This is a genomic window from Streptomyces sp. LUP30, assembly GCF_001746365.1.
GTDB lineage: Bacteria > Actinomycetota > Actinomycetes > Streptomycetales > Streptomycetaceae > Streptomyces.
Map to the genome: position 1 here is coordinate 97,818 of NZ_MJAJ01000045.1, position 25,666 is coordinate 123,483.

Here is a 25,666-nt window from a genome sequence, read left to right on the forward strand (position 1 = left end):
GAGCGAGGAGGCCATGCGTACACCCCGTAGGACCCCCACGGCAGGCGCCGACGCGCCGCCCCCCACACGCGGGCGCCGCGCCCACGCCGGCCCCCCTGCCGACGAGGCGGCCGACGAGCCCGCGGACCTGCCGGCCGACGCGGCGCCCCCGAGCGCGCAACGCTGGCGGCTGCGGCCGCGCACGGTGCGCGCCAAGATCGTCTGCCTGCTGATGGTGCCGGTCGTCTCCCTGCTGGCCCTGTGGGCGTACGCCACCGTCAGCACCGCTCAGGACGTCTCCGCACTGCGCCGGGTGCAGCGCGTGGACTCCGAGGTCCGCACTCCCCTCGCCGATGCGGTGGCCGCCCTGCAGACCGAGCGCGCGGCCGCCGTGCGGTACGCCACCGACCCCGCCCCCGGGCCGGACGGCGGCCTCAGGACGCTCGCCGCGCGGACGGACCGCGCGGTCGCCGAACTCCGGGTCGGCGACCACGGCACGGTCGCCGACGGCCGGGAACTGCCCGCGGGAGTGGCCCGGCGACTCCAGCGGTTCGTCTCCGGGACCGAAGGACTCGCCTCGCTGCGGACCTCGGTGATCGAGGGCGACGTCGGCTGGGAGGAGGCCTACGGGCGCTACACGAGCGCGATCGCGGCGGCCTTCTCGGTGGGCGGCGCCCTCTCCGACGTCCAGGACGCCGAACTCGGTTCGGACGCGCGGGTACTGCTGGAGTTCTCCCGCGCGGGCGAGGCGCTGGCGCGGGAGGACGTCGCACTCTCCGGCGCGCGCCTGGCCGGACGCCTGGACGGAGAGCGCCTGCGCCTGTTCGCCGGTGCCGTCGACAGTCGTCGCATCCTCACGGAAGCGGCCGTCGCCGATCTGCGCGGCGCCGAACGCGCCGCCTGGCAGCGTCTCGCGGCCGGCAGCGACTATGCGGCCCTGTACGCCGCCGAGGACAAGGTGCTGGCGGACGGGCCTGGCGCCAGGGCGATCGCGGCTGCTCCGGCCGGATCCTGGAACGCGGCCCACGCGCGCGTGCAGAACGGGATGCGGACCATCGAGACGGACGCCGCACGCGAGGCGGCCGGTCGTGCCGACCCGTTCACCCGCGGCCTGCTCACCGCACCCGGGGCCGCGGTCCTGCTGGGCCTCGCCGCCGTCGTCGCCTCGCTGGTCATCTCGGTGCGCATCGGCCGCGGGCTCGTCGTCGAGCTCGTCAGCCTGCGCAACGACGCCCTGGAGATCGCCCGGCGCAAACTCCCGGAGGCCATGCAGAAACTGCGCGCGGGGGAGGAGATCGACGTGAACGCCGAAGCCCCGCCCGGGCCGCCCGCCGAGGACGAGACCGGCCAGGTCGCCGAAGCACTGAGCACCGTGCTCCGGGCCGCCCTGCGCGCCGCCGCGGAACGCGCCGAACTCGCCAGCGGGATCTCCGGGGTGTTCGTCAACCTCGCCCGCCGCAGCCAGATCCTCGTCCACCGCCAGCTGACCCTTCTGGACAGCATGGAGCGCCGCTCCGACGACCCGGACGAGCTCAGCGACCTGTTCCGGCTCGACCACCTCACCACGCGCATGCGACGTCACGCGGAGAGTTTGATCATCCTCTCCGGCGCCGCGCCCGGCCGTGCCTGGCGCATGCCGATCTCTCTCACCAACGTCGTGCGCGCCGCCGTCTCCGAGGTCGAGGACTACGCGCGCGTGGAGGTACGGCAGCTCCCGGAGGTCGCCGTCGTCGGCGCCGCCGTGGCCGACCTGACGCATCTCCTCGCCGAACTCGTCGAGAACGCGGCCCAGTTCTCGCCGCCGCACACGCGTGTGCGCGTCACCGGCGAACCCGTCGGCAACGGATACGCCGTCGAAGTCGAGGACCGGGGTCTGGGCATGGGCAAGGACGCCCTCAGCGAGGCGAACCGGCGCATCGCGCAGTCGGAGGCTCTCGACCTGTTCGACAGCGACCGGCTCGGCCTGTTCGTGGTCAGCAGACTCGCCGCCCGGCACGGCATCAAGGTGCACCTGCGGACCTCGCCCTACGGCGGCACCACCGCGGTCGTCCTGCTGCCCACGCCACTGCTGCACGGCGGGAAGACGGAACGTTCCGCCGTCGGGGCGGAGGAGCTGCGCCGGTCCGCGGAACGTGAGTACGCGCGCGTGCCCGGGGCCGACCGCCGGGCAACTGCCCCTCGGGCCGTAGCCCCGCAGTCCATCGACCGTCGGGCCGTCGACGGGCTGTCCGCCGAGCGCCGGGCCATCGACGGGCATTCCGCCGAGCGCCGCCAGGACGCCGTTCCCGCATCCGCCGACCGCCCCGTCCTGGCGGCCCCCCTGCGGGCCGCCGTCGATCCGGCGGCCGGCGACCCACCGCCTCCCGGAGTGACCGCCTTGCGCCTGCACCGTCCCCCGGACGACATCGAAGGATCGGACGACCTCCCGCGCCGGGTGCGGCAGGCCAGTCTGGCACCCCAGTTGCGCCGCCCGCACCACGAGGAACCGGCCCGCCCGTCGGCCCCGCGCGGCGACGAAAGGCGCACCCCCGAGCTCGTACGGGACCGGATGGCCGCCTACCGGGACGGCTGGGCCCGGGGCGGCGGAAGACAACCCGGCCGCGGAGCCGGCCCGGAACCCGCACCGGGCAGCGACAGCGATGAAGGAGACCCCGCATGATCCAGGACCCGAGTACGCGGTCGGCTCAGCGGTCGGGTGAACTCGACTGGCTGCTGGACGACTTGGTGATGCGTGTGAGCGAGGTGCGGCATGCGGTGGTGCTGTCCAACGACGGCCTCGCGGTCGGCGCGTCGACCGGCCTCAGGCGGGAGGACGCCGAACACCTCGCGGCGGTCGCCTCCGGCTTCCACAGCCTGGCCAAGGGGGCGGGCCGGCACTTCGGAGCCGGCGGAGTGCGCCAGACCATGGTGGAGATGGACGACGGCTTCCTGTTCGTGGCCGCCGCGGGTGACGGCTCCTGCCTCGCCGTCCTCACCGCCGTGACCGCCGACCTCGGCCTGGTCGCCTACGAGATGGCGCGGCTGGTCAAGCGGGTCGGAGAACACCTCTACACGCCGCCGCGCCTCGGCGCGCGACCGCCCGTCGGATGAGGCCGGAGAGCGACCCGCGCAGATGACCGAGTACAGGACCGGCGCCCCACGCGCGTCGGGCAGCCAGTGGTACGACAACGAGGCCGGCCCGCTCGTTCGTCCGTACGCCATGACGGGTGGGCGCACGCAACCCGGCCCCACGGGAGTGCGCTTCGACCTGATCGCCCTGGTCACCCTGGATCCGGGCGCGCCCGGCACGGACGGCATGGCGCTCGGGCCGGAACACCGCACTCTCGTCGGCCTGTGCCGCACGGAGACCCAGTCCGTCGCCGAACTCGCGGCCGGCGCGGACCTCCCCGTCGGCGTGGTCAGAGTGCTCCTCGGAGACCTCCTGGAGCTGGGCTGCCTCACCGTCAGCCGCCCTGTGCCGCCCGCGCAGTTGCCCGACGAAAGGATCCTGCGCGAGGTGATCGAAGGACTGCGCGCGCTCTAGACGAAACGTCCGGACCGACCGGACGCGTACGGACCCGGACGGTGCCGAGTCGGGCACTTCTTCGGACATCGACGCGCAAGAGTCGGTCACATCGGTCAGACCTCGGTCGAACCACTCGAAGCGGGGGACCGATTGTCATGATGCTGCCTTGGCGTTTCCGCGCCGAGGCCCCGCGCGACCGCCGCGCCGAGGCCCGGCGCTCCCGTACCGACGTGGACCGTCACCGGCACTCCCGAGAGAAGTGATCCATGGTCTCCGAGCACTCCGACGCCACCGGCGACACGGCTCCCCTGGCGTTGAAGATACTGGTCGCCGGAGGGTTCGGCGTGGGCAAGACCACCATGGTGGGCGCGGTCAGCGAGATCAAGCCGCTGCGCACCGAGGAGCTGCTCAGCGAAGCAGGCCAGTCGGTGGACGACACCGAAGGCGTGGACCACAAGGTCACGACCACTGTCGCGATGGACTTCGGCCGCATCACCATCCGCTCCGGCCTCTCCCTCTACCTGTTCGGGACCCCGGGGCAGGACCGCTTCTGGTTCCTGTGGGACGAGCTGTCCCAAGGGGCCCTGGGCGCGGTGGTCCTCGCCGACACCCGGCGTCTGGAGGACTGCTTCCCGGCGGTCGACTACTTCGAGCACCGGCACATCCCGTTCGTGGTGGCGGTCAACTGCTTCACCGGCTCACGGACGTACGGCGCCCAGGACGTCTCGCGGGCGCTCGACCTCGACGGCGGTACGCCCGTCGTCCTGTGCGACGCCCGTGACCGCGACTCGGGCAAGGAGGTCCTGATCAGACTGGTCGAGTACGCCGGGCGGATGCACACCGCCCGGCTGCTCGACTCCGTGGGCTGACGTCGCCGTACGACGCCGGCGTCAGCCGGCGATGCCCTTTTGCGCCAGGACCTTGGCGATCGCGACGCGGACGAGGAGCTCGCCCGGTACGCCGTTGCGGGCGCCGAACTCCTCGGCGCGATCCTCGCCCATGTACCGGGCCCCGATCCGGGCAGCCCAGTGCCGGACCTCGTCGAGGTCCTCCGAGATCCGGGCCCGGCCCTGCAGCACCACATAGTCGAACGGCGGCCGGTCGTCGTCCACGCACAAGGCGACCCGGCCGTCCCGGGCCAGGTTGCGGCCTTTCACCGTGCTCTTGCCGGTGTTGAACACCACGTCGTCGCCGTCGAGCACGAACCAGATCGGCGCCACGTGCGGACTTCCGTCGGCCCGCACGGTGGAGAGTTTTCCGGTGCGGGTTCCGTGCGTGACGAACGCCCGCCATTCCTCATCGGTCATCTTCTGTGCCATGCCGCCATCCTCCTTGCTCCGGCGACCGGTCCTGCGCAAGGCTGGCGAACAGATGCTCCGGTGAGGCGGAGGATCACACGGGGACAACACACGGGGACGTCACACGGGGAGTGGGACATGGCGCAGAACCAGGGCCTGGACTGGCTGTTGGACGATCTGACCGAGCGCGTGGAGCCGGTGCGCCATGCGCTCGTCCTGTCCAACGACGGGCTGGTGGCGGGCGCGTCCTCGCGCCTGCGCCGGGAGGACGCGGAGCACCTCGCCGCGGTCTCGTCCGGACTGCACAGTCTCGCCAAGGGGTCGGGACGCCATTTCGGTGCCGGCCGCGTACGTCAGACCATGATCGAGTTCGACGACGCCGTGCTGTTCGTCACCGCCGCGGGCACCGGCAGCTGTCTGTGCGTGCTCAGCGGGGCGGACGCCGACATGGGCCGGATCGCCTACGAGATGACCCTGCTCGTCAACCGGGTCGGCGAGCACCTCACCGTCGACGCCCGACAGCCCGAGCGCGCCCCACTGTCAGATCTCTGACCTGCAATTTCTCTCCCCCGCTCGAAGTTATCCACAGGCTCGCCACGCTGTCCGCGGTTCCGGCTACGGTTTTTCCCGAGGCCACAGCGGACGACGCGGGCCTCGCTCCACACCACTGCACTCCACGGGGGAGACCGCCATGTCCCGCACCGCCATCGCCCCACCCGACCCGGTTTCGTGCACACCGAGCCGAGCCGCACGCGAACTGGACCTGAAGCGCGCTGAGTTCGAGCTGGCCGCGCACCTCGGGCGCATCAGGACCGTGCCCGACGAAGCAGGCGGCGCCCGCAGGGTGCCCCGCGCCGAGATCGACCGGCTGCGTGCGCAGCCCGGCTTCCCCGACTCGCTGCGGGAGAGCGTGCGGACCGTGGGGACTGCCGAGGGCGCCACCCTCCTCGACGTGCCGCCGACCCGCTTCACCCGTCTCGCCCGACTGGGACTGGTGGTGCCCGTGAGGTTCTACCTAAACCGCTACCGAGCCGTGGTCTGGCTGTATCTGGCCGAGGAGCTACGCCAGTTCGCCGCGGACCGGACCAACGGCTTCCTGCTCACCGGCCGCACACCCGAGGTGTTGAGGAGCCAACTGGCAGCCGGCGTCGACCTGCGCCCGCGTAACTGGCGCGGACGCCATCTCGGCTTCCTGCTCCGCCAGGCGGAAGAGCCCTGGCAGCACGCCGGAGTCCTGGCCGGGTTCCTCGACCCCCTCCAGGTCGCGGAGATCGTCAAGGACCCCTACGAGCGCTCCCACCTGAACCGGTTCCGGCCCGGACCACCGGCCCACTGCGCCCCCGGCACACCTGCCGCACACCTCGTCGAGAAGATCATGACGGCGGCGGACCCCGACGAGATCGGCTGGCTGAGGTCGGACCTGCAACGCACCCTGGACGAGGCACGCGCCGACCAGCCCGCACCACGACCCTCCCCGAAACGGGCCCTGCCACGGCCACCGGAGCAGCGAAGCGCGCCAGGGGAACCCGATCCCGACCGCCCCGCGCGCGGGCTGCTGAGCCGGCTACGCCGTCGAAGCGCGTGATCCACAGCGGCCCGCATCCGCTCAGAGCGGCCCGCAGCGAATGCAGCGACCAGAGCGAATGCAGCGACCACGGCGGCTCCGGCGACGCCTACAGCGCCCGGAACAGCCCCTCCTGGACGACCGAGACCAACAGACGCCCCTCCAGGTCGTAGATGCGCCCTCGGGCCAGTCCACGTCCGCCGGTGGCGATCGGCGACTCCTGGTCGTACAGGAACCACTCGTCCGCGCGGAACGGCCGGTGGAACCACATCGCATGGTCCAGCGAGGCCATGTCGAAGTTGCGCGGCCCCCACAGGGGCTCGACCGGCAGCCGGACGGCGTCCAGCAGAGTCATGTCACTGGCATACGTGAGCGCACAGGTGTGGACGAGCGGGTCGTCGCCCAGCGGCCCGACCGCGCGCATCCACACCGCGCTGCGCGGCTCGGCTCCCTCGAGGTCCTCGGCGCTCCAGCGCAGCGGGTCCGCATACCGGATGTCGAAGGGCTGGCGGCGTGCCATGCGCTCCAACTGCTCGGGCAACGCGCCCAGATGCGCCCGGACCTCCTCCGTCACCGTCGGCAGGGACTCCGGGTCCGGGACCTCTCGGGCCGGCGGCAGCTGGTGCTCGAAGGGACCTTCCTCAGGCTTGTGAAAGGAGGCGGTGAGATTGAAGATCGTGCGCCCCTGCTGCACGGCGGTGACCCGGCGGGTCGTGAACGACCGGCCGTCCCGCACCCGTTCGACCTGGTACACGATCGGCACCCCCGGACGGCCCGGGCGCAGGAAGTACGCGTGCAGCGAGTGCACGGGCCTGTCGCCGTCGGTGGTCCGGCCGGCCGCGACCAGCGCCTGGCCGGCCACCTGGCCACCGAAGACGCGTTGCAGCGACTCGTGCGGGCTGCGGCCGCGGAAGATGTTGACCTCGATCTGCTCCAGGTCGAGCAGGTCGACGAGCCTCTCGGCCGGATTCGTCATCGGTGTCGTTCTCCTGTGCCCTCTTCTGCGCGCTGTCCCGTGTCTGTTCCGGCGTCTGACCCGCCTGTTCCTGTCCGCGCCACCGGACCCCCGCCGGACCTCACAACTGCCCGACGGAGGTGACGCGGACGACCGCACGGCCCTCGGCGTCGGACGCCGTGAGGTCGACCTCCGCGCTGATGCCCCAGTCGTGGTCGTCGTTCGGGTCGTCGAAGATCTGGCGGACCCGCCACAGGGCGTTCTGCGGCTCCTCCTGGATGACGAGCAGCTTCGGCCCCCGGGCGTCGGGGCCGGTGCCGAGGTCGTCGTACTCGTCCCAGTACCTGTCCAACGCCTCGCCCCACGCGTCGGCGTCCCAACCGGACTCGCCGTCCAGCTCGCCGAGTTCGTCGACATGGTCGAGAGCGGCCAGCTCGACCCTGCGGAACATCGCGTTGCGGACCAGGACCCGGAAGGCACGGGCGTTGGCGGTGACGGGCTTGACCTCGTCGGCCTTCTCCTGGGCCTCCTCGGCGGTCATCTCCTCCGGGTTGGCGAGCTGCTCCCACTCGTCCAGCAGGCTGGAGTCGACCTGGCGCACCATCTCGCCCAGCCACTCGATCAGGTCCTGCAGATCCTCGGACTTGAGGTCGTCGGGGACAGTGTGGTCGAGCGCCTTGTACGCGCCGGCCAGGTACCGCAGCACGATGCCCTCGGTGCGGGCCAGCTCGTAGTGCGAGACCAGTTCGGTGAACGACATGGCCCGCTCGTACATGTCACGGATGACGGACTTCGGCGACAACGGATGGTCGCCGACCCACGGGTGGCTCTTGCGGTACGTGTCGTACGCATGGAAGAGCAACTCCTCCAGAGGCTTCGGGTACGAGACGTCCTGCAGGCGCTCCATACGCTCCTCGTACTCGACGCCGTCCGCCTTCATCGCGGCCACCGCCTCGCCGCGCGCCTTGTTCTGCTGCGCGGCCAGGATCTGGCGCGGGTCGTCCAGGGTGGACTCCACGATGGAGACCATGTCGAGTGCGTAGGAGGGCGACTCCGGGTCCAGCAGTTCGAACGCGGCCAGCGCGAACGTGGACAGCGGCTGGTTCAGCGCGAAGTCCTGCTGCAGGTCGACGGTGAGGCGGACGATCCGGCCGCTGGCGTCCGGCTCGTCGAGCTTCTCCACGACGCCGCCGTCCAGCAGCGAACGGTAGATCGCGATCGCTCGCCGGATGTGCCGCAACTGCTGCTTGCGCGGCTCGTGGTTGTCCTCCAGCAGGTGCCGCATCGCCTCGAAGGCGTTTCCGGGCCGGGCGATCACCGACAGCAGCATCGTGTGCGTGACGCGGAAGCGCGACGTCAGCGGCTCCGGGTCGGAGTCGATGAGCTTGTCGAAGGTGTTCTCCGTCCAGCCCACGAACCCTTCGGGAGCCTTCTTGCGCACCACCTTGCGACGCTTCTTCGGGTCGTCGCCGGCCTTGCCGAGAGCCTTCTCGTTCTCGATGACGTGCTCGGGAGCCTGCGCGACCACCAGACCCGCCGTGTCGAAGCCGGCCCTGCCCGCCCGCCCCGCGATCTGGTGGAACTCACGCGCCCGCAGCGTGCGCACCCGGTTGCCGTCGTACTTGGTCAGCGCCGTGAACAGCACCGTGCGGATGGGCACGTTCACACCGACGCCGAGCGTGTCCGTACCGCAGATCACCTTCAACAGACCTGCCTGGGCGAGCTTCTCCACGAGACGCCGGTACTTCGGCAGCATGCCGGCGTGGTGGACGCCGATCCCGTGCCGCACGTAACGCGAGAGGTTCTGGCCGAACTTCGTGGTGAAGCGGAAGTTGCCGATCAGCGCGGCGATCCGCTCCTTCTCCTCACGCGAGCACATGTTGATGCTCATCAGCGCCTGCGCCCGCTCCACCGCCTGCGCCTGCGTGAAGTGCACGATGTACACGGGCGCCTGCCGGGTGTCCAGCAGGTCGGTGAGCGTCTCCGTCATCGGCGTGTACCGGTACTCGTAGGACAGCGGCACGGGACGGGTCGCCGAGCGGACCACCGCCGTGGGCCGACCGGTGCGCCGGGCGAGATCCTTCTCGAAGAAGGACACGTCCCCGAGCGTCGCCGACATGAGCACGAACTGGGCCTGCGGAAGCTCCAGGATCGGGATCTGCCACGCCCAGCCGCGGTCGCCCTCCGCGTAGAAGTGGAACTCGTCCATGACGACCTGGCCGACGTCCGCGTGCCTGCCGTCGCGCAGCGCGATCGAGGCCAGCACCTCGGCCGTGCAGCAGATCACCGGGGCGTCGGAGTTCACCGATGCGTCGCCGGTCAGCATGCCGACGTTCTCCGTGCCGAAGATCTTGCACAGTTCGAAGAACTTCTCCGACACCAGCGCCTTGATCGGCGCCGTGTAGAAGGTGACCTCGTCCCGGGCGAGAGCCGCGAAGTGCGCGGCCGCAGCGATCATGCTCTTCCCGGACCCCGTGGGCGTCGACACGATCACGTTCGCCCCGGAGACCACCTCGATCAGCGCCTCCTCCTGATGGGGGTAGAGCGTCAGACCGCGCTCCTGCGCCCAGGACTCGAAGGCTTCGTACAGGGCGTCGGGATCTGCGGTCGGAGGCAGCTGATCGATGAGGGTCACGACCCCATCTTGCCTGCCGTCACCCCCGAGGGGGGAATCGGCTGCCGACCCGAAGATCACGGCGGCTACGCTGTGTCGCCGACGGAGCGTCATCGCACCCGGTCAACTGGACAGCGGCACACGAGGAATGGGGCGGGCAACGGCCATGATGGGACCAGCACACTCACTGTCGGGGGCCGCCGCCTGGCTCGGCGTCGGTGCGGCCGCCGCCGCAGCCGGGCACACGATGCCCTGGCCGGTCCTGCTCGCCGGGGCGCTGATCTGCGCCGGCGCCGCGCTCGCCCCGGATCTCGACCACAAGGCCGCCACCATCTCCCGGGCCTTCGGCCCCCTGTCCCGCTGGTTGTGCGAGATCGTCGACAAGCTCTCCTACGCCGCCTACAAGGCCACGAGGAAGCAGGGCGACCCGCGCCGCTCCGGCGGGCACCGCACGCTCACGCACACCTGGCTGTGGGCGGTCATGATCGGCGCGGGGGCCTCGGCGCTGGCGATCACCGGCGGCCGCTGGGCGGTGCTGGCGATCCTGTTCGTGCACATGGTGCTCGCGATCGAGGGCCTGCTGTGGCGGGCGGCCCGGGGCTCCAGCAGCGACGTGCTGGTGTGGCTGCTCGCCGCGACCAGCGCGTGGATCCTCGCCGGCGTCCTGGACAAGCCCGGCAACGGCTCGGACTGGCTGTTCACGCAGCCCGGTCAGGGGTACCTGTGGCTGGGGCTGCCCATCGTGCTGGGCGCTCTGGTGCACGACATCGGCGACGCCCTGACCGTCTCCGGCTGCCCGGTCCTGTGGCCCATCCCGATCGGGCGCAAGCGCTGGTACCCGATCGGTCCGCCCAAGGCGATGAGGTTCCGGGCGGGCAGCTGGGTCGAGCTGAGGGTGCTCATGCCCGTGTTCATGCTGCTCGGCGGAGTGGGCGGGGCAGCCGCCCTCAACTACATCTGACGGTCGGCTCAGGTCATCGCGCCGCCGTCGCCGTAGCGCCGCTCGAAGCGGGCCACGCGACCCTCCGTGTCCACCGTGCGGGCCTTGCCCGTGTAGAAGGGGTGGCTCTCCGAGGAGATCTCCACGTCCACGACGGGGTAGGTCTCGCCGTCGTCCCACTCGATGGTCTGGTCGCTGGCCGCCGTGGACCGGGTCAGGAAGGCGAAACCGGCGGCGCGGTCACGGAAGACGACCTCGTGGTAGTCGGGCTGCTTGTCCTGCTGCATGAATGCTCCTCGGGCGGTTCAACCGGACAGGGCGTCCTCGTCGACGATGTGCATCGCGGCCTCCTCCGCGGAGGCGGCCGCGCCGTCGATGCCGACGTCCGTGGCGATCAGCGCGCTCTCCTCGTCCTCGTGGACCCCCTCGTCGGGAGCCACGAGCCGTCCGGAGCGCGTGGCGCCGACCTCGTTGTCGAGGAGTTCCCCGTCCGTGCCGTCACAGTCACCGAGACCGTCGCCGTCCGGCGCCTCCGGGTCCGGCAGCTCCTCCGCAAGGCGCTGGTCCAGGCTCTCCCCCTGCCGGCGTTCCGCGGCGGTCACTCCGATGTGCTCCACGGCCCAGGGGCGGTCCGGCGGGGACCAGCCGCGGTCGAGGGGGTCCTCGACGCCGTCGTTCTCCAGCGTGTCCTCCCCGTCGAGCAGCCCGGCGTCGTCCTGGATGTCGGAGGCGTCGGGCTGGTAGACGTCGTCTCCCCATCCGTCGGCGCTGTTCACGGCTACCTCCAGGGGGTGACGGGCCGGATTTCACCGCCGTCGGCGGTCGGGCGCCGCCGCACGGGAAGCCGGCCGGGCGCGGCGTGTGCCGGATGGATTCCGACGGTCTCCCGCGCGGGTGCCGTTATCCAGCGTTCCACCCTGCTTCGGTACCGCGCAACGCCAGAGGTCGCGCGAGAGCGGAGCCCGGTCGTCCCGGACGGGGCTTCGCCACCGCTCCCCGGCGCCCGGATCGCGCATCGCGTCGACCCGAGGCCGGCGCCGATGTCCGGTCCGGGACCGGCGGCGGGTGCCTGCGTCGGAGCAGGCACCTCGGCCGTCACCGCCGCGGGAGCCGAGACCGCAGCCCTCGCTGTCGCTGTCGCCGGCGGCACCGACACCGACACCGACACCGCATCCTGTTCGGGCAGCGGATCCCGTGCCCGCAGCGGGTCCCGTACCGGCACGGGCGCTCCTGTCCGCGCCCGCACCGGTATCCGCCCCCCTGGGGTCAGCCTCGGCGGGCGACGTGGGCTGTGCCTGTCGCCGTCCCGCTCATCCGTGCCACGACCGCCAGAGCGCCGCGTACGCTCCGTCCGCCGCCACCAGCTCGGCGTGGCTGCCCAGCTCGCTGATGCGTCCGTTCTCGACGACGGCGATCACGTCGGCGTCATGGGCGGTGTGCAGCCGGTGGGCGATGGCGACGACCGTGCGACCGTCCAGGACACGGGCCAGGGACCGCTCCAGATGGCGGGCGGCACGGGGGTCGAGCAGCGAGGTCGCCTCGTCCAGGACCAGTGTGTGCGGGTCGGCCAGCACCAGACGGGCCAGCGCGATCTGCTGGGCCTGGGCCGGGGTGAGCGGGACGCCGCCGGAGCCGACCTCGGTGTCGAGGCCGTCGTCCAGGGCCCTTGCCCAGCCGTCGGCGTCGACCGCGCCCAGGGCGGCCCACAGCTCGGCGTCCTCCGCTGCCGCCGAGGTCTCCTCGCCCGGGTGGAGCCGGGAGTGGGGGAGGGCCAGGCGGAGGTTGTCCCGCAGGGAGCCCACGAAGACGTGATGCTCCTGGTTGACCAGGGCCACATGGGAGCGGACCCGCTCGGCGGTCATCCGCGACAGCTCCGCGCCGCCGAGGGTGATCCGGCCCTCGCGGGGCGCGTAGATCCCGGCGAGCAGCCGCCCCAGGGTGGACTTGCCCGCGCCCGAAGGGCCGACCAGGGCCAGCCGGGTGCCCGGGGAGACCTCCAGGGAGACCTTGCGCAGCACGTCGACGCCCTCGCGGTAACCGAAGTGGACCCGGTCGGCGAGCACGTCGTGTCCGTCCGGAGCGAGTCCGGAGTCTCCTCCGTCCGGCTCGATGTCCCGCACACCGACCAGTCGGGCCAACGACACCTGGGCGACCTGCAACTCGTCGTACCAGCGCAGCACGAGGTTCACCGGGTCGACGAGCATCTGCGCGAGCAGCGCCCCCGTCGTCAGCTGACCGACGCCGATCCAGCCCTGCAGCACGAACGCACCGCCCAGCATGAGGACCGAGCCGAGCACCGTCACATGCACGAGGTTGATCACCGGGAACAGCACGGAACGCAGCCACAGGGTGTAGCGCTCCCAGGCCGTCCACTGCTGGATGCGCTCCTCGGAGAGCGCGATGCGGCGGCCGCCCAGGCGGTGCGCCTCCACGGTGCGGCCGGCGTCCACGGTCTCGGCGAGAGCGGCCGCCACGGCCGCGTAACCAGCCGCCTCGGAGCGGTACCCGGCCGGCGCCCGTTTGAAGTACCAGCGGCATCCGACGACCAGCAGCGGCACCGCGACCAGGACGGCCGGCGCGAGCGGCGGCGCCGTGACGACCAGCCCGCCGAGCAGCAGCAGGGCCCACATCACGCCGATGGTCAGCTGGGGCACGGCCTCGCGCATGGCGTTGCCCAGCCGGTCGACGTCCGTGGTGATACGGGAGAGCAGGTCGCCCGTGCCGGCCCGCTCCAGCACGCCGGGCGGCAGGCGGACCGACCGGACGAGGAAGTCCTCGCGCAGGTCGGCGAGCATCCGCTCACCGAGCATCGCACCGCGCAGCCTCACCTGCCGCACGAAGGCGGCCTGGACGACCAGGGCGAGCACGAACAGCGCCGCGGTGAGCCCCAGATGGAGCTCGCGGGCTCCGTCCGACAACCGCTCCACGAGGTCGCCCAGCAACCAGGGGCCCACCATCGACGCGATCGTGGCGACCGTGTTGACGAGGAGGAGCAGCACGAATGCGCGGCGGTGCCGGCGCAGAAGTTCGGCCACATAGGCGCGTACGGTCGCGGGGGCGCCGACGGGCAGCGTGTTCGCCGTCCTCGGGGCCGCCGGGTCGTACGCGGGCGGCGCCACGCCGATCATGCCCTCTCCTCGATCTCTTCTCGGATCTCTTCTCGGATCTCACCGCGGACCTCACCGCGGATGTTTTCGGGGACGTTTTCCGGGATGCCTTCGGGATCGGTCCGTGCGAAGTCGCGCTCGGTGGGTGCCATGTCGTCCTCGAGACGTTCGAGTTCGTTCTTCTCCAGCTGCTCCAGGTCCTTCAGCACACCGCTGAGAGAGGTCCTCTCGTCCTGGAGGGCCGTGTCCCGGGCGCTCTCCTCTTCGGTCTCCCTGGTCACCACGGCCCGGTATCGGGGTTCGCGGTGCAGCAGTTCGCGGTGCACGCCGGCCGCGACGGCCGCGCCCTCGTGCACGAGCACCACCCGGTCGGCCCGGTCGAGCAGCAGGGGGGACGAGGTGAACACGACCGTCGTGCGCCCCTCCCTCAGCTCGCGCAGTCCCTCGGCGATCCGGGCCTCGGTGTGCGAGTCGACGGCCGAGGTGGGCTCGTCCAGGACGAGGACCTCGGGGTCGGTGTACAGGGAGCGGGCCAGTGCGAGCCGCTGCCGCTGGCCGCCGGAGAGGGACCGGCCGCGTTCGGTGATGCGGGCGTCCATCGGGTCGACGGCGTCCAACGACCCCTGCACGAGCGCTTCGAGGACGTCTCCGCACTGGGCGGCGGCCAGCGCGGCACCCGCGTCGACCTCCCCCGAGGCGGGCACGTCGAGCAGGTCGCGCAGGGCGCCGGACAGCAGCACGGGGTCCTTGTCCTGGACGAGGACGGCCGTGCGCGCGCAGTCCAGCGGCAGTTCGTCCAGTGGGATGCCGCCGAGCAGGACCGAGGGGCCGTCCTCCGCGGGGTGGCCGCCCAGGCGTTCGGCCAGTCGTCCGGCCGCGTCGGGGTCGCCGCACACCACCGCGGTGAGCCGGGAGGCCGGGGCGAGCAGACCGGTGGCGGGGTCGTACAGGTCGCCCGAGGGCGCTTCGGCCGCGCGTGACCCGCCGATGTCGGTCGCCCGTTCCAGGGCCAGCACGCCTGCGGCACGTTTGGCCGACGGGCGCGAGAAGGAGTAGGCCATCGCGATCTCCTCGAAGTGCCTGAGGGGATAGGTCAGGACCATCACGGAGCTGTAGACCGTGACCAGTTCGCCCACCGTGATGCGTCCTTCGCGGGCCAGATGGACGCCATAGCAGACGACCGCGATCAACAGCAGGCCCGGCAGCAGCACCTGGATGGCGCTGATCAGGGACCACATACGGGCGCTGCGCACCGCCGCGTGCCGTACCTCCTGCGAGGCGCTGCGATAACGGTCGAGGAAGAGTTCCTCGCCGCCGATCCCGCGCAGCACCCGCAGGCCCGCCACGGTGTCCGAGGCGAGTTCGGTGGCGCGTCCGGCCTTCTCGCGCTGGAAGTCGGCCCGGCGGGTGGCCCGCGGCAGCAGGGGCAGCACCGCGAGCGCGAGGACGGGCAGACCCACGGCGACCACGACGCCGAGCGCGGGCCGATACACGACCAGGCCCACGCAGACGAGGAGGACGGTGACGGCCGCGGCGGTGAAACGGGACACCGCCTCGACGAACCAGCCGATCTTCTCGACGTCGCCCGTGGAGACGGCCACGACCTCGCCGGCCGCGACCCGCCGATTCAGCGCGGAGCCGAGCTGCGAGGCCTGACGGGCGAGCAGTTGCTGGACCCGGGCGGCGGCGGTGATCCAGTTGGTGACCGCAGCCCGGTGCAGGAAGGTGTCCCCGACGGCGGTGGCGACGCCGCACAGGGCCATCACCCCGCCGGCGAGGGCGAGTCGGGCGCCGGAGCGGTCCACGACGGCCTCGATCGCGAAGCCCACGCAGAACGGCTGTGCCGAGACGGCGACGAAGTGCAGCAGTCCCCAGGCCAGGGCCGTGAGCTGACCGCCCAACTGGTTGCGGCCCAGCCACCACAGGAAGCGGGGGCCCGAGCGTGCGTCCGGCACACCCGGGTCGGGGTACGGAAGGTCTTGGATCTGCATGACGTCCCAGGGGCTCGAGTCAGGGGAAGTGGAGGGGCGGGAGCGGGAGCGAGGGCGGGGGAGGGGGGAGGGGGGAGGGGCAGACGGGAAGGTCCGCGGAGTGCGGCAGCAAACCGTGCAAGGTTCGCGTCGTGGAGTGGTCGGAATCAACCGGTTTTCCATGGCGGCGGCAGGATCCGGTAACCGCCCGACGGGGTCGGATGTCCGGAACCTGGCACAAAAGTCCGGAAAGTGATGCGACCATGGCCCGATGCAACTCGGCGAAGGGCGGCGTGCGGGAGCCGCGACGGCGACGGCCGTTTTGCTGTGCGCGGCCCTGGCCGCGTGCGGTGGAGCGCGTGCGGAACGCGGAGGCGACGGCATGGCAGGGTCCGGCGCGCAGGGGGGTGGCCACTCGGTGAAAGCGGTCGGGACGCCCCGTGTTCCCGGTGTCGGTGACCGGATGCAGCGACGGATTCCCGTGGCATCGCGCCAGGTCGTGGCGGTGTACGGCGACGGAAAGGACGCCGCGCAAGCCACCGTCGTGCTCTACGCCAAGCGTGGTCCGAACTGGGAGCGCGTCCGCAGCTGGCCGGGGCACAACGGCAAGAAGGGCTGGACGGCGAGGCATCGGGCCGGCGACAACCGCAGCCCGGTCGGCGTGTTCACGCTCACCGACGCGGGAGGGGTGCTCGCCGACCCAGGGACCAGGCTGCCCTACACGAGGGCTGACTCGTTCGCGGCGCCGCGCTGGTGGGCGAAGTCGCACTGGCATGACTTCGACTACGTCATCGCCATCGACTACAACCGAGTCAAGGGCGCCCCGCCCGACGATCCGACGCGGCCCGAGGGCGAGGAGCGAGGCGGCGGAATCTGGCTGCACATGGACCACGGCAGCGGTACGTCGGCCTGCGTCAGCGTGTCCAGGGGAGCGATGGAGCAACTGTTGCGCACGCTCGACCCGGACGAGCATCCCGTGGTGGTCATGGGCGACAGGGCCGCCCTGAAGGCGTGACGGCGTGAGGGTCTGCTGACGCCGGGCGGGCGGGCCTGACGGCCCGACGGTGTCACGGAAGTGGTGTCGGCAGCGGCAGCGGCATCGGAGCGGCGGAGGCGTCATTGCGGGGAGCTGACGGCACCCCGTAGAACACGGGCCATGAGATGTCGGATTATCATGTCCATGCTCACCGGAGCGACCCTCCTGGCGAGCGCCCTCATCGGGGGCGGAACTGCTCGCGCGGCCGCTGCCGCGCCCGTACCGGCCGAGGCACCCGCGGAGTTCGGCACCGACTGGCACGATCCCCTCACCGCCGCGCCGGCCGTGAGCAGACCCCACACCGAGTCGTGCCGGGTCACCCTCGCCGAGGCCCGGTTCCGCGACTTCACGCCGTACCGCGGCTCGTACCGTCCGCCGGACGGCTGCGGTGACCACTGGAGCAAAGTGGTGCTGCGGCTCGACGGCAAGGTCAAGGGGCGGCAGTTCGACCGGCTCGGCTATCTGCACGTCGGAGGGGTGGAGGTCTTCCGCACCTCGACGCCCGAGCCGTCGCCCGACGGCATCGAGTGGTCGGTCGAGAAGGACGTCACCCGCTACAGCGACACCTTCCGCACCGCCCAGGACGTGGAGATGCTCATCGGCAACGTCGTCGACGACACCTACACGGGCGTGATCGACGTGAAGGTGACCCTCACGTTCTACGAGGGCAGGCCGACGGCCGCCGCCCCCGACCGCGTCCTCACCCTGGCCGACGGCCCCGACGGGACGACTCTCACCACGCCCCGCAACAGCGAACGCGTCGTGGCCGAGGTGTACGCCACCGGCTCGGGCGGCGGATGCGAGGAGTACTGGTATCTGGCCGTGCCCGTGACGGACCCGTACTCGTGCCGGACCGACGACGGTCCCTATCGGGAGGTGCAGGTCGAGGTCGACGGGACACTGGCCGGAATCGCCACCCCCTTCCCGACGGTCTGGACCGGCGGCTGGTCCAACCCCTTTCTCTGGTACGTGATTCCGGGGCCCCGCGCCTTCGACGTCAAGCCGATCGAATACGACCTGACCCCGTTCGCCGGGATCCTCGACGACGGCCGTCCGCACCGGGTCGAGGTGTCGGTCGTCGGCGTGCCCCAGGGGCAGAGCGGCTGGAGCACCCCCGTCAACGTCCTCGTCTGGCAGGACCCGGGCAAGGCCGTGGTCCACGGCAGACTCGTCACGCACGAAGCGGGTGAACTCACCGACTCCAGCGTCTACACGCCCGGCACGGAGCACCGGGTCGCCACCGAGGCCGCGCACCGGCTGACCGTGTCCGGCTACCTCGACACCTCGCACGGCAGAGTCCGGACGACCGTCACCCGCGCCGTCGCGAACACCTCCGAACACCGCTGGAGCGACGGCGAGACCGTGGACGGCCTCGACGCCGGCTGGACGGACGACGAGTCGGTCACCGTCGACGGCCGCGGACCGGCCCGGACCACGCGAACGCACCGGACGTACACGATGAACGGAGTCACCACCCTCGGCGCCGACGACCGGCTGCGTACCCGACTGACCCTGGGCGACCGGGCCGACGCGGTGGAGACCGGCGCGGGCCGGCGCGTCGCATGGTCGCGGCTCGACGACGCCTATCGGGGCGACGCCGCGTACACCGTCAACGTGCCCCGCGATCAGCGCCACGCCGTCGGCACGACGAGCGAGCGCTACCGGCTGTACGGCTCCGGCGGCTGTCACGACCGGCGGCTGACCACGGTTCAGGGGGTGTTGACCGAGGACCGCCGCGGCTGCTGAGGCCGCCCGCGTGCGACGCGTCACTCGGGACGGGATTTACCGGACGGAAACACCGCGGTCTTGTGCGCGATCAACGGCGCCTTCACAGTGATCGTCACGGAAATCGCTTTCCGTATCGCAGAAGTCCCCGGCTCGACTTCTGTTGCCGTCGTCCCCCAAGGAGTGCCCGTGCAGCCGTCCGTCCCGTCCCTGCCGCGACGCGTCGCACGCATACTGCGTACCTCACTCTTCGCCCAGGTCGCCATCGCGCTGGTCCTCGGTGTCGTCGTCGGGAAACTGTGGCCCGGCGTCGCCACCGATCTCCAGCCGCTCGGCGACGGCTTCACCCGCCTCATCAAGACGATCATCTCGCCCCTGGTGTTCTGCGTGGTCGTCGTCGGCATCGCCAAGGCCGGCGATCTGAAGGCATTCGGCCGGATCGGGCTCAAGGCCCTCGCCTGGTTCGAGGTCGCGAGCACCTTCGCCCTGGTCATCGGGCTGCTCGCCGCCAACATCGTCCAGCCCGGCTCCGGCATGAACGTCGACCCCGCCACGCTCGACGCCTCGGCGGTCGACGCGAAGACCGGCGGCGGTTCGCTGCCCTCGACGACCGAGTTCGTCGTGAACGCGCTGCCCACCAGCTTCGTCGGCGCCTTCGCGGAGAACTCGCTGCTCCAAGTGCTCGTCCTGGCCTGCCTGGTGGGCGCCGCGCTGCTGCATCTCGGCCACACGAAGGTGCCGAAGGTGCTGCCGGCCGTCGAGCAGGCCCAGGAGATCATCTTCGCCGTCGTCGGCTTCGTCATGCGGCTGGCGCCGATCGCGGTGTTCGGTGCGATGGCCGTCCTGATCGGCAACTACGGCCTCGGTGTGATCGAGACCTACGGCAAACTGATCGCCCTGTGCTACGCGGCGGCCGCCCTGTTCGTCACGCTGCTCGCCGTCGCGCTGCGCATGGTCACGGGGCTGAGCCTGTGGAAGTTCCTGCGCTACATCCGCGAGGAGATGCTGCTCGCGCTCGGCACCGCGTCCACCGAGTCCGTCATGCCCCGCGTGATGCAGAAGCTGCGCAGGGCCGGCGCCCGCGAGGACGCGGTGGGCCTGGTGCTGCCGACGGGCTACTCCTTCAACCTGGACGGCGCCTCGCTCTACCTCTCCATCGGCACCCTGTTCATCGCCCAGGCGGTGGGCGTAGACCTGAGTCTGAGCCAGCAGATCACGGTGATCCTGGTGCTCATGCTCACCAGCAAGGGCATGGCCGGCATCCCCGGCTCGGCCTTCCTCGCCCTGTCCGCGACCGCATCCTCCCTGGGGGCCATCCCCGCCGGCGCCGTGGCCCTGCTGCTCGGCGTGGACCGCATCATGGACTCGATGCGCGTCGTCACCAACCTGCTCGGCAACTGCGTGGCGGTCTTCGCCGTCTCCCGCTGGGAGGGTGCGCTCGATCTGGAGCAGGCCAGGAGGGTTCTGGACGGCGAGGGCCCGACGGAGACCGAGGACGGGCCGCAGGGCGCCCGCGGGTCGGCGACCGCCGAGCAGTCGGAGAGCTCCGAGGATCCCCAGCGCCCCGAGGCCGCCGAGGGTCCCGAGGGAGCCGAGGGCTCCCATGGAGCCGGCGCGGCGATCGGAACCTCAGGTGGGATCCCGGCTCGGCCCACCAAGGAGACCGCTTCCGAGGTCGCTTGAAACGAGGGCGAGGCGTGAGGGCGACGGCGAGGCGTCGTCGACCGTGACGGTTACGACGTGACGGGCCGCGCTCGCCCCTCCGGCAACAAGGCGGAGGGGCGAGCGCGGCCCGTTCGCGCGCCGTTCAGCAGGTGTGTCCCCGCTCCCGGCCGAGCTCTCCCTGCCGTTCCGGCTCCCCCCGTGGCTCCCGTCCCGGCTCGTGGTCGACCGCCCCGCCCCCCACCAGCGCGTCCAGCAGGCCGCTCAGCACCTCGCGCTCCAGGGTCGTCAGAGGGTCGAGGATCTCCTCCGCCGCCGACACGCGAGCGCCGCGCAGCTCGCGAAGTGCCTTGCGGCCGTCCTCGGTGAGCTCGATCCGGATGACCCGCCGGTTGACCGGATCGGGCGCCCGCCGCGCGAGGCCGCTCGCCTCCAGCCCGTCGACCAGGGTCGTCACCGCCCGGGGGACCACCTCCAGCCGCGCGGCCAGATCGGCCATGCGCGGCGGTGAATCGCAATGCGCCAGCGTGCGCAGCAGCCGGGCCTGTGCCGGTGTGACGCCCAGCCCGCACTGCTGCAGATGGCGCCTCTGGATGCGGTGCACCCGGCGTGTGAGCCGAAGCAGTTGCTCGGCGAGCAGACTGTCGGAATCGGGGGTGGTCATGAGGGAACAATATCAGGATGCCGTTCATTGTGAGTATAGGTAACAATGAGCTAAGCTCCGTCAGTCCTCATCGTCACACCCTCCGTAGGAGCCATGCCCCGAGATCACATCGAGTGGACCCCCACGCCCGGCGCGTCGGCCGACGAACCCCGTCAGGTGCGCCGCATCCTCGCCCTCTTCAAGCCCTACCGTGCCCGGCTCGCGGTCGTCGGCGTGCTGGTCGCCGCCTCGTCGCTGGTCACCGTGGCCACCCCGTTCCTGCTCAAGGAGACGCTGGACGTCGCGATCCCCCAGGGGCGCACGGGCCTGCTGAGCCTGCTCGCTCTGGGCATGATCCTCAGCGCCGTGCTCAGCGGCGTCTTCGGCGTCCTGCAGACGCTCATCTCCACGACGGTCGGCCAGCGCGTCATGCACGACCTGCGGACGGCCGTCTACGGACGCCTGCAGCGCATGTCCCTCGCCTTCTTCACGCGTACGCGTACCGGTGAGGTGCAGTCCCGCATCGCCAACGACATCGGCGGCATGCAGGCCACCGTCACCTCCACGGCGACCTCCCTGGTCTCCAACTTCACCAGTGTGGTCGCCACGATCATCGCGATGGTCGCCCTCGACTGGCGGCTGACCGTCGTCTCGCTCCTGCTGCTGCCGGTGTTCGTGTGGATCAGCCGCCGGGTCGGCAACGAACGCAAGAAGATCACCACCCAGCGTCAGAAGCAGATGGCGGCGATGGCCGCCACGGTCACCGAGTCGCTGTCGGTCAGCGGCATCCTGCTCGGCCGCACCATGGGTCGAGCCGACTCCCTCACGCAGGCCTTCTCGGAGGAGTCCGAGCAGCTGGTCGACCTCGAGGTGCGGTCGAACATGGCCGGACGCTGGCGGATGGCCGTGATCGGGATCGTCATGGCGGCCATGCCGGCCGTCATCTACTGGACGGCCGGCATGGCTCTCCAGTTCGGCGGCCCCGACGTCTCCCTCGGTACGATCGTCGCCTTCGTGTCGCTGCAGCAGGGCCTGTTCCGCCCCGCCGTCAGCCTGCTGTCGACCGGTGTGCAGATCCAGACCTCGCTCGCGCTCTTCCAGCGCATCTTCGAGTACCTCGACCTCCCCATCGACATCACCGAGCGCGAGAACCCGGTCCACCTCGATCAGATCAAGGGCGAGGTGCGCTTCGAGGACGTCGTCTTCCGCTATGACAACGACAACGACGACAGGGGCGACGGCGGCGGGAGCGGCGGCGACAGCGGCCACGGCGTCCGCAAGGGCGGCGGCAAGGGCGGCGAGGCGGTCAGGCCGGTCCTCGACGGCATCGACGTCACCGTCCCCGCCGGCGGCAGTCTCGCGGTCGTGGGCCCGACCGGCGCGGGGAAGTCCACGCTGGGCTACCTGGTGCCGCGGCTGTACGACGTGACGGGCGGCCGGGTCACCCTCGACGGCGTCGACGTACGCGACCTCGACTTCGACACCCTCGCCCGCGCGGTCGGCGTCGTCTCGCAGGAGACGTACCTCTTCCATGCCACGGTCGCCGACAACCTGCGCTTCGCCAAGCCGGACGCCACCGACGAGGAGCTGTACGCGGCGGCGCGGGCGGCGCAGATCCACGACCACATCGCCGGGCTGCCCGACGGCTACGAAACGGTGGTCGGCGAACGCGGCCACCGCTTCTCGGGCGGCGAGAAGCAGCGCCTGGCCATCGCCCGCACCATCCTGCGCGACCCGCCCGTGCTCATCCTCGACGAGGCGACCAGCGCCCTGGACACCCGCACGGAACAGGCCGTCCAGGAAGCGATCGACGCGCTCTCGGCGAACCGCACCACCCTCACCATCGCCCACCGGCTGTCCACCGTTCGGGGCTCCGACCAGATCGTCGTCCTCGACTCCGGCGCGGTGGCCGAACGGGGCACCCACGAGGAGCTGTTGCGTCAGGACGGCCGGTACGCGGCCCTGGTGCGACGGGACGCCCGACTGGAGCCGACAAGATGAAAATATGGCAGGTTATGCCAGGTTTGTGACGAATTGAGGGTTACCGTGCCCGCATGCAGATGAACACTCCGCCTCGGAGCACGATTCGACTGACGCGTCGGGGCCGTCTCGTCCTCATCGCGACCGGAGCCGTCGTGGCCGGCGCCGCCGTGGCGGTGCCGCTGCTGACCCTGGAGAACGCCAAGGAGGAGCCCAAGCCGAGGACTCTGGTCATCCCCGAGAGCTGGCGCGCGAGCCAGGTCTACGAGGCGATCGACAAGGCGCTCGCCCTGCCGTCGGGCACCACGGGGAAGGCGCTGCCGACGGCCGGTCTGAAGTTGCCGAACGACGCCAAGGGCAACCCGGAGGGGTATCTCTTCCCGGCGACCTATCCGCTGGACAAGAAGGCCACGCCGCAGACGTTGCTGGCGTACATGGTCGACACGGCCGACAAGCGGTTCAACGGTGCGCCGATCGCCGCGGGCGCCCAGCGCAACGCCATGAACGTGTATCAGACGGTCACCGTCGCCAGTCTCGTCCAGGCCGAGGCGGCCACCAAGGCGGACATGGGCAAGGTGGCCCGGGTGGTGTTCAACCGTCTGGAGCGCGGAATGCCGTTGCAGATGGACTCCACCATCAACTACGCGTTGAAGCGTTCCACGCTGAAGACGACGGAGAGCGACACCCGCATCCAGAGCCCCTACAACTCGTACCAGCGCATGGGTCTGCCTCCGACGCCCATCGACAACCCCGGCGAGGAGGCGATGCGGGCCGTCCTCAGCCCCACCCCGGGCGACTGGCTGTACTTCGTCACCGTCAAGCCGGGAGACACGCGCTTCACGGCGAGCCTCGCGGAGCACCAGCGCAACGTCGCGGAGTTCAACCGCAACCAGAAGGCCCCCATGAGCGCCTCCGCGGCGGCCGGGTGAGGCGGTGGGACGTCAGGCGGCGACGGTCTCCTGCGCGAGCAGCCGCCTGATGTCCCGAACGGTCGCGCGTCCGGCCCGGTTGGCGCCGACGGTGCTGGCCGACGGCCCGTAGCCGACCAGGTGGACACGCGGGTCGGCGACCGCGCGCGTGCCCTCGACCCGGATCCCGCCGCCCGGCTCACGCAGCCGCAGCGGCGCGAGATGGTCGACGGCCGGCCGGAAACCGGTCGCCCACAGGATGACGTCTGCGTCGATCCGCCGACCGTCGTTCCACTCCACGCCCTCCGGGGTGATCCGGTCGAACATGGGCAGCCGGTCCAGCACCCCGTCGGCCAGCCCCTGGCGGATCGCGTCGTTGAGCGGCAGGCCCGTCACGGAGACCACGCTCCTCGGCGGCAGCCCCTGCCGCACGCGTTCCTCCACGAGCGCGACCGCGGCGCGCCCCGCCTCCTCGTCGAAGGGCCCCTCGCGGAAGACGGGAGGCCGACGCGTCACCCAGGTGGTGCCGGCCGCGTAGGGCGCGATCTCCAGCAGATGCTGCGTGCCGGACGCACCGCCGCCCACGACGATCACGCGCAGTCCGGCGAACGGCTCGGGACCGGGGTACTGCGCGGTGTGCAGCTGTCGTCCGCGGAAGGTCTCCTGGCCCGGGTAACGCGGCCAGAACGGCCGGCCCCAGGTGCCGGTCGCGTTGATCAGGGCCCGTGCGGACCACATGCCGTCGGAGGTCTCCACCAGCAGGCGACCGCCGGAGCCTTCCCGGACGGTCCGTACCTCGACGGGCCGCCGCACGCGCAGATCGAACCTCTGCTCGTAGGCGGCGAAGTACTCGCCGATGACCTCGGACGACGGCCGGGCGGGATCCGAGTCCGTCAGTTCCATCCCGGGCAGCGCGTGCATCCCGTGCACCTTGCCGTACGTCAACGAGGGCCAGCGGAACTGCCAGGCGCCGCCCGCGGCCGGCGCACGGTCGAGCACCACGAAGTCGCGCTCCGGCTCGAAACCGGTGCGCCGCAGGTGAAAAGCGCCGGCCAGACCCGCCTGACCGGCGCCTATGACGACCACCTCGACCTCACGCACGCTGTTCACGCTTGCACCAACGCCACCAGGGGCGTGGATCTTCCCGGACCCGACGCCATGACGGCTCGCCCCGCAGCAGGTCGGGCCGAGTGGTGCCCGCGTCCCGCCTCCCGGGGCGTCTCGCCCCCCGGCCCCGGCACCGCGCCTCGGCAGGTCTGGGGGCCGAGGGGGTGTGGAACCCGGCATTTGGGTCAGGATGGTGGCATGTCAGATGCGTTCACCACCCGAGTTCTGTCCGTCGCCTCTGGTTCCCGCGAGCGGGTCGTCGACCTCACCGGCGACTGCGAGAGGTTCCTGCGCGACGTTGCCGCCGGCCGCGACGGCCTCCTGAACGTCTTCGTCCCGCACGCGACGGCCGGCATCGCGGTCATCGAGACGGGCGCGGGCAGCGACGACGACCTGCTCGCGGCGCTGCACACGCTCCTGCCCGCGGACGACCGCTGGCAGCACCGGCACGGCAGCCCCGGTCACGGCCGCGACCACGTCCTCCCGGCCTTCGTCCCGCCGCATGCGACCCTGCCCGTCGTGGGCGGGAGGCTCGAACTGGGAACGTGGCAGTCGGTGTGCCTGGTGGACACCAACAAGGACAACCCCGACCGTCAGGTCCGGCTGAGCTTCCTGGGGTGAGCCAAGAGCGCACCCGGCGCCCGACGGTCGCGCCTTCGGCCGCGGCCGGGGG

At 71.5% G+C, this 25,666-nt stretch carries 22 protein-coding genes; 13 read left to right on the forward strand and 9 right to left on the reverse strand.

What is annotated here, in order from left to right:
• Positions 1–13: 13 nt before the first annotated feature.
• The 4 genes from BG482_RS29975 to BG482_RS29990 all read left to right on the forward strand — a co-directional run bounded on the left by BG482_RS29975 (position 14) and on the right by BG482_RS29990 (position 4,353).
• Positions 14–2,638, forward strand: coding sequence for an ATP-binding protein (locus BG482_RS29975; RefSeq protein WP_069772304.1), 2,625 nt, complete (start codon positions 14–16; stop codon positions 2,636–2,638).
• Positions 2,635–3,069 carry a roadblock/LC7 domain-containing protein gene (locus tag BG482_RS29980; RefSeq protein WP_069772305.1) on the forward strand — a complete coding sequence of 145 codons (435 nt, stop codon included), beginning with the start codon at positions 2,635–2,637 and terminating at the stop codon, positions 3,067–3,069. The genes BG482_RS29975 and BG482_RS29980 overlap by 4 nt, the downstream gene beginning before the upstream one ends.
• Positions 3,070–3,091: 22 nt before the next feature.
• The gene (locus BG482_RS29985) at positions 3,092–3,502 is read left to right on the forward strand and encodes a DUF742 domain-containing protein (protein WP_069772306.1); all 411 of its coding nucleotides are present in this window, start codon (positions 3,092–3,094) and stop codon (positions 3,500–3,502) included.
• Positions 3,503–3,750: 248 nt separating this feature from the next.
• On the forward strand, positions 3,751–4,353 hold the full coding sequence (locus BG482_RS29990; protein ID WP_069772307.1) for an ATP/GTP-binding protein: 603 nt from the start codon (positions 3,751–3,753) through the stop codon (positions 4,351–4,353).
• Between the two features lie 21 nt (positions 4,354–4,374).
• On the opposite strand, the gene BG482_RS29995 is transcribed toward BG482_RS29990, so the two are convergent.
• The gene (locus BG482_RS29995) at positions 4,375–4,803 is read right to left on the reverse strand and encodes a PPOX class F420-dependent oxidoreductase (protein WP_069772308.1); all 429 of its coding nucleotides are present in this window, start codon (positions 4,801–4,803) and stop codon (positions 4,375–4,377) included.
• Between the two features lie 117 nt (positions 4,804–4,920).
• Here BG482_RS29995 and BG482_RS30000 point away from each other — a divergent pair, with 117 nt between their 5' ends.
• Together BG482_RS30000 and BG482_RS30005 are read left to right on the forward strand one after the other, a co-directional pair.
• Positions 4,921–5,334, forward strand: coding sequence for a roadblock/LC7 domain-containing protein (locus BG482_RS30000; RefSeq protein WP_069772309.1), 414 nt, complete (start codon positions 4,921–4,923; stop codon positions 5,332–5,334).
• 139 nt (positions 5,335–5,473) lie between these two features.
• Positions 5,474–6,367 (forward strand): DUF6397 family protein, encoded by an 894-nt coding sequence (locus BG482_RS30005; protein WP_069772310.1) that lies wholly within the window; start codon positions 5,474–5,476, stop codon positions 6,365–6,367.
• An 88-nt stretch (positions 6,368–6,455) separates the two neighbouring features.
• Here BG482_RS30005 and BG482_RS30010 read toward each other — a convergent pair whose 3' ends face one another.
• Entirely contained in the window at positions 6,456–7,322 is an 867-nt protein-coding gene (locus BG482_RS30010; protein ID WP_069772311.1) for an acyl-CoA thioesterase II, read from the reverse strand.
• Between the two features lie 100 nt (positions 7,323–7,422).
• Entirely contained in the window at positions 7,423–9,936 is a 2,514-nt protein-coding gene (locus tag BG482_RS30015) for an RNA helicase (RefSeq protein WP_069772312.1), read from the reverse strand.
• Between the two features lie 145 nt (positions 9,937–10,081).
• On the opposite strand from BG482_RS30015, the gene BG482_RS30020 reads away from it, so the two are divergent.
• The gene (locus BG482_RS30020) at positions 10,082–10,876 is read left to right on the forward strand and encodes a metal-dependent hydrolase (RefSeq protein ID WP_069772313.1); all 795 of its coding nucleotides are present in this window, start codon (positions 10,082–10,084) and stop codon (positions 10,874–10,876) included.
• Positions 10,877–10,884: 8 nt separating this feature from the next.
• Here the strand turns inward: BG482_RS30020 and BG482_RS30025 are convergent, their stop codons facing one another.
• The 4 genes from BG482_RS30025 to BG482_RS30040 form a co-directional block, all read right to left on the reverse strand.
• Complete coding sequence (locus tag BG482_RS30025; RefSeq protein ID WP_069772314.1) at positions 10,885–11,142, reverse strand: type B 50S ribosomal protein L31; 258 nt, start codon at positions 11,140–11,142, stop codon at positions 10,885–10,887.
• 18 nt (positions 11,143–11,160) lie between these two features.
• Entirely contained in the window at positions 11,161–11,631 is a 471-nt protein-coding gene (locus BG482_RS30030) for a DUF5709 domain-containing protein (protein ID WP_069772315.1), read from the reverse strand.
• Positions 11,632–12,165: 534 nt separating this feature from the next.
• The gene (locus BG482_RS30035; RefSeq protein WP_069772316.1) at positions 12,166–13,983 is read right to left on the reverse strand and encodes an ABC transporter ATP-binding protein; all 1,818 of its coding nucleotides are present in this window, start codon (positions 13,981–13,983) and stop codon (positions 12,166–12,168) included.
• Positions 13,980–15,953, reverse strand: coding sequence for an ABC transporter ATP-binding protein (locus tag BG482_RS30040; protein ID WP_079142316.1), 1,974 nt, complete (start codon positions 15,951–15,953; stop codon positions 13,980–13,982). The genes BG482_RS30035 and BG482_RS30040 overlap by 4 nt, the downstream gene beginning before the upstream one ends.
• 250 nt (positions 15,954–16,203) lie before the next feature.
• On the opposite strand from BG482_RS30040, the gene BG482_RS30045 reads away from it, so the two are divergent.
• From BG482_RS30045 to BG482_RS30055, 3 genes are all read left to right on the forward strand, one after another.
• Positions 16,204–16,947, forward strand: a complete 744-nt coding sequence (locus BG482_RS30045; RefSeq protein WP_069772317.1) for a L,D-transpeptidase family protein — start codon at positions 16,204–16,206, stop codon at positions 16,945–16,947.
• A gap of 141 nt (positions 16,948–17,088) precedes the next feature.
• Complete coding sequence (locus BG482_RS30050; protein WP_306287007.1) at positions 17,089–18,714, forward strand: peptide-N4-asparagine amidase; 1,626 nt, start codon at positions 17,089–17,091, stop codon at positions 18,712–18,714.
• Between the two features lie 168 nt (positions 18,715–18,882).
• Positions 18,883–20,376, forward strand: coding sequence for a cation:dicarboxylate symporter family transporter (locus BG482_RS30055; RefSeq protein WP_069772319.1), 1,494 nt, complete (start codon positions 18,883–18,885; stop codon positions 20,374–20,376).
• Positions 20,377–20,500: 124 nt separating this feature from the next.
• Here the strand turns inward: BG482_RS30055 and BG482_RS30060 are convergent, their stop codons facing one another.
• Complete coding sequence (locus BG482_RS30060; RefSeq protein WP_069772320.1) at positions 20,501–21,019, reverse strand: MarR family winged helix-turn-helix transcriptional regulator; 519 nt, start codon at positions 21,017–21,019, stop codon at positions 20,501–20,503.
• Between the two features lie 93 nt (positions 21,020–21,112).
• Here BG482_RS30060 and BG482_RS30065 point away from each other — a divergent pair, with 93 nt between their 5' ends.
• On the forward strand, positions 21,113–22,999 hold the full coding sequence (locus tag BG482_RS30065) for an ABC transporter ATP-binding protein (protein WP_069772321.1): 1,887 nt from the start codon (positions 21,113–21,115) through the stop codon (positions 22,997–22,999).
• Between the two features lie 53 nt (positions 23,000–23,052).
• On the forward strand, positions 23,053–23,907 hold the full coding sequence (gene mltG, locus BG482_RS30070; protein WP_069772322.1) for an endolytic transglycosylase MltG: 855 nt from the start codon (positions 23,053–23,055) through the stop codon (positions 23,905–23,907).
• Positions 23,908–23,919: 12 nt separating this feature from the next.
• Here the strand turns inward: mltG and BG482_RS30075 are convergent, their stop codons facing one another.
• Entirely contained in the window at positions 23,920–24,996 is a 1,077-nt protein-coding gene (locus tag BG482_RS30075) for an NAD(P)-binding domain-containing protein (protein ID WP_069772323.1), read from the reverse strand.
• 195 nt (positions 24,997–25,191) lie between these two features.
• Here BG482_RS30075 and BG482_RS30080 point away from each other — a divergent pair, with 195 nt between their 5' ends.
• Entirely contained in the window at positions 25,192–25,614 is a 423-nt protein-coding gene (locus tag BG482_RS30080) for a YjbQ family protein (protein WP_069772324.1), read from the forward strand.
• Positions 25,615–25,666: the final 52 nt, after the last annotated feature.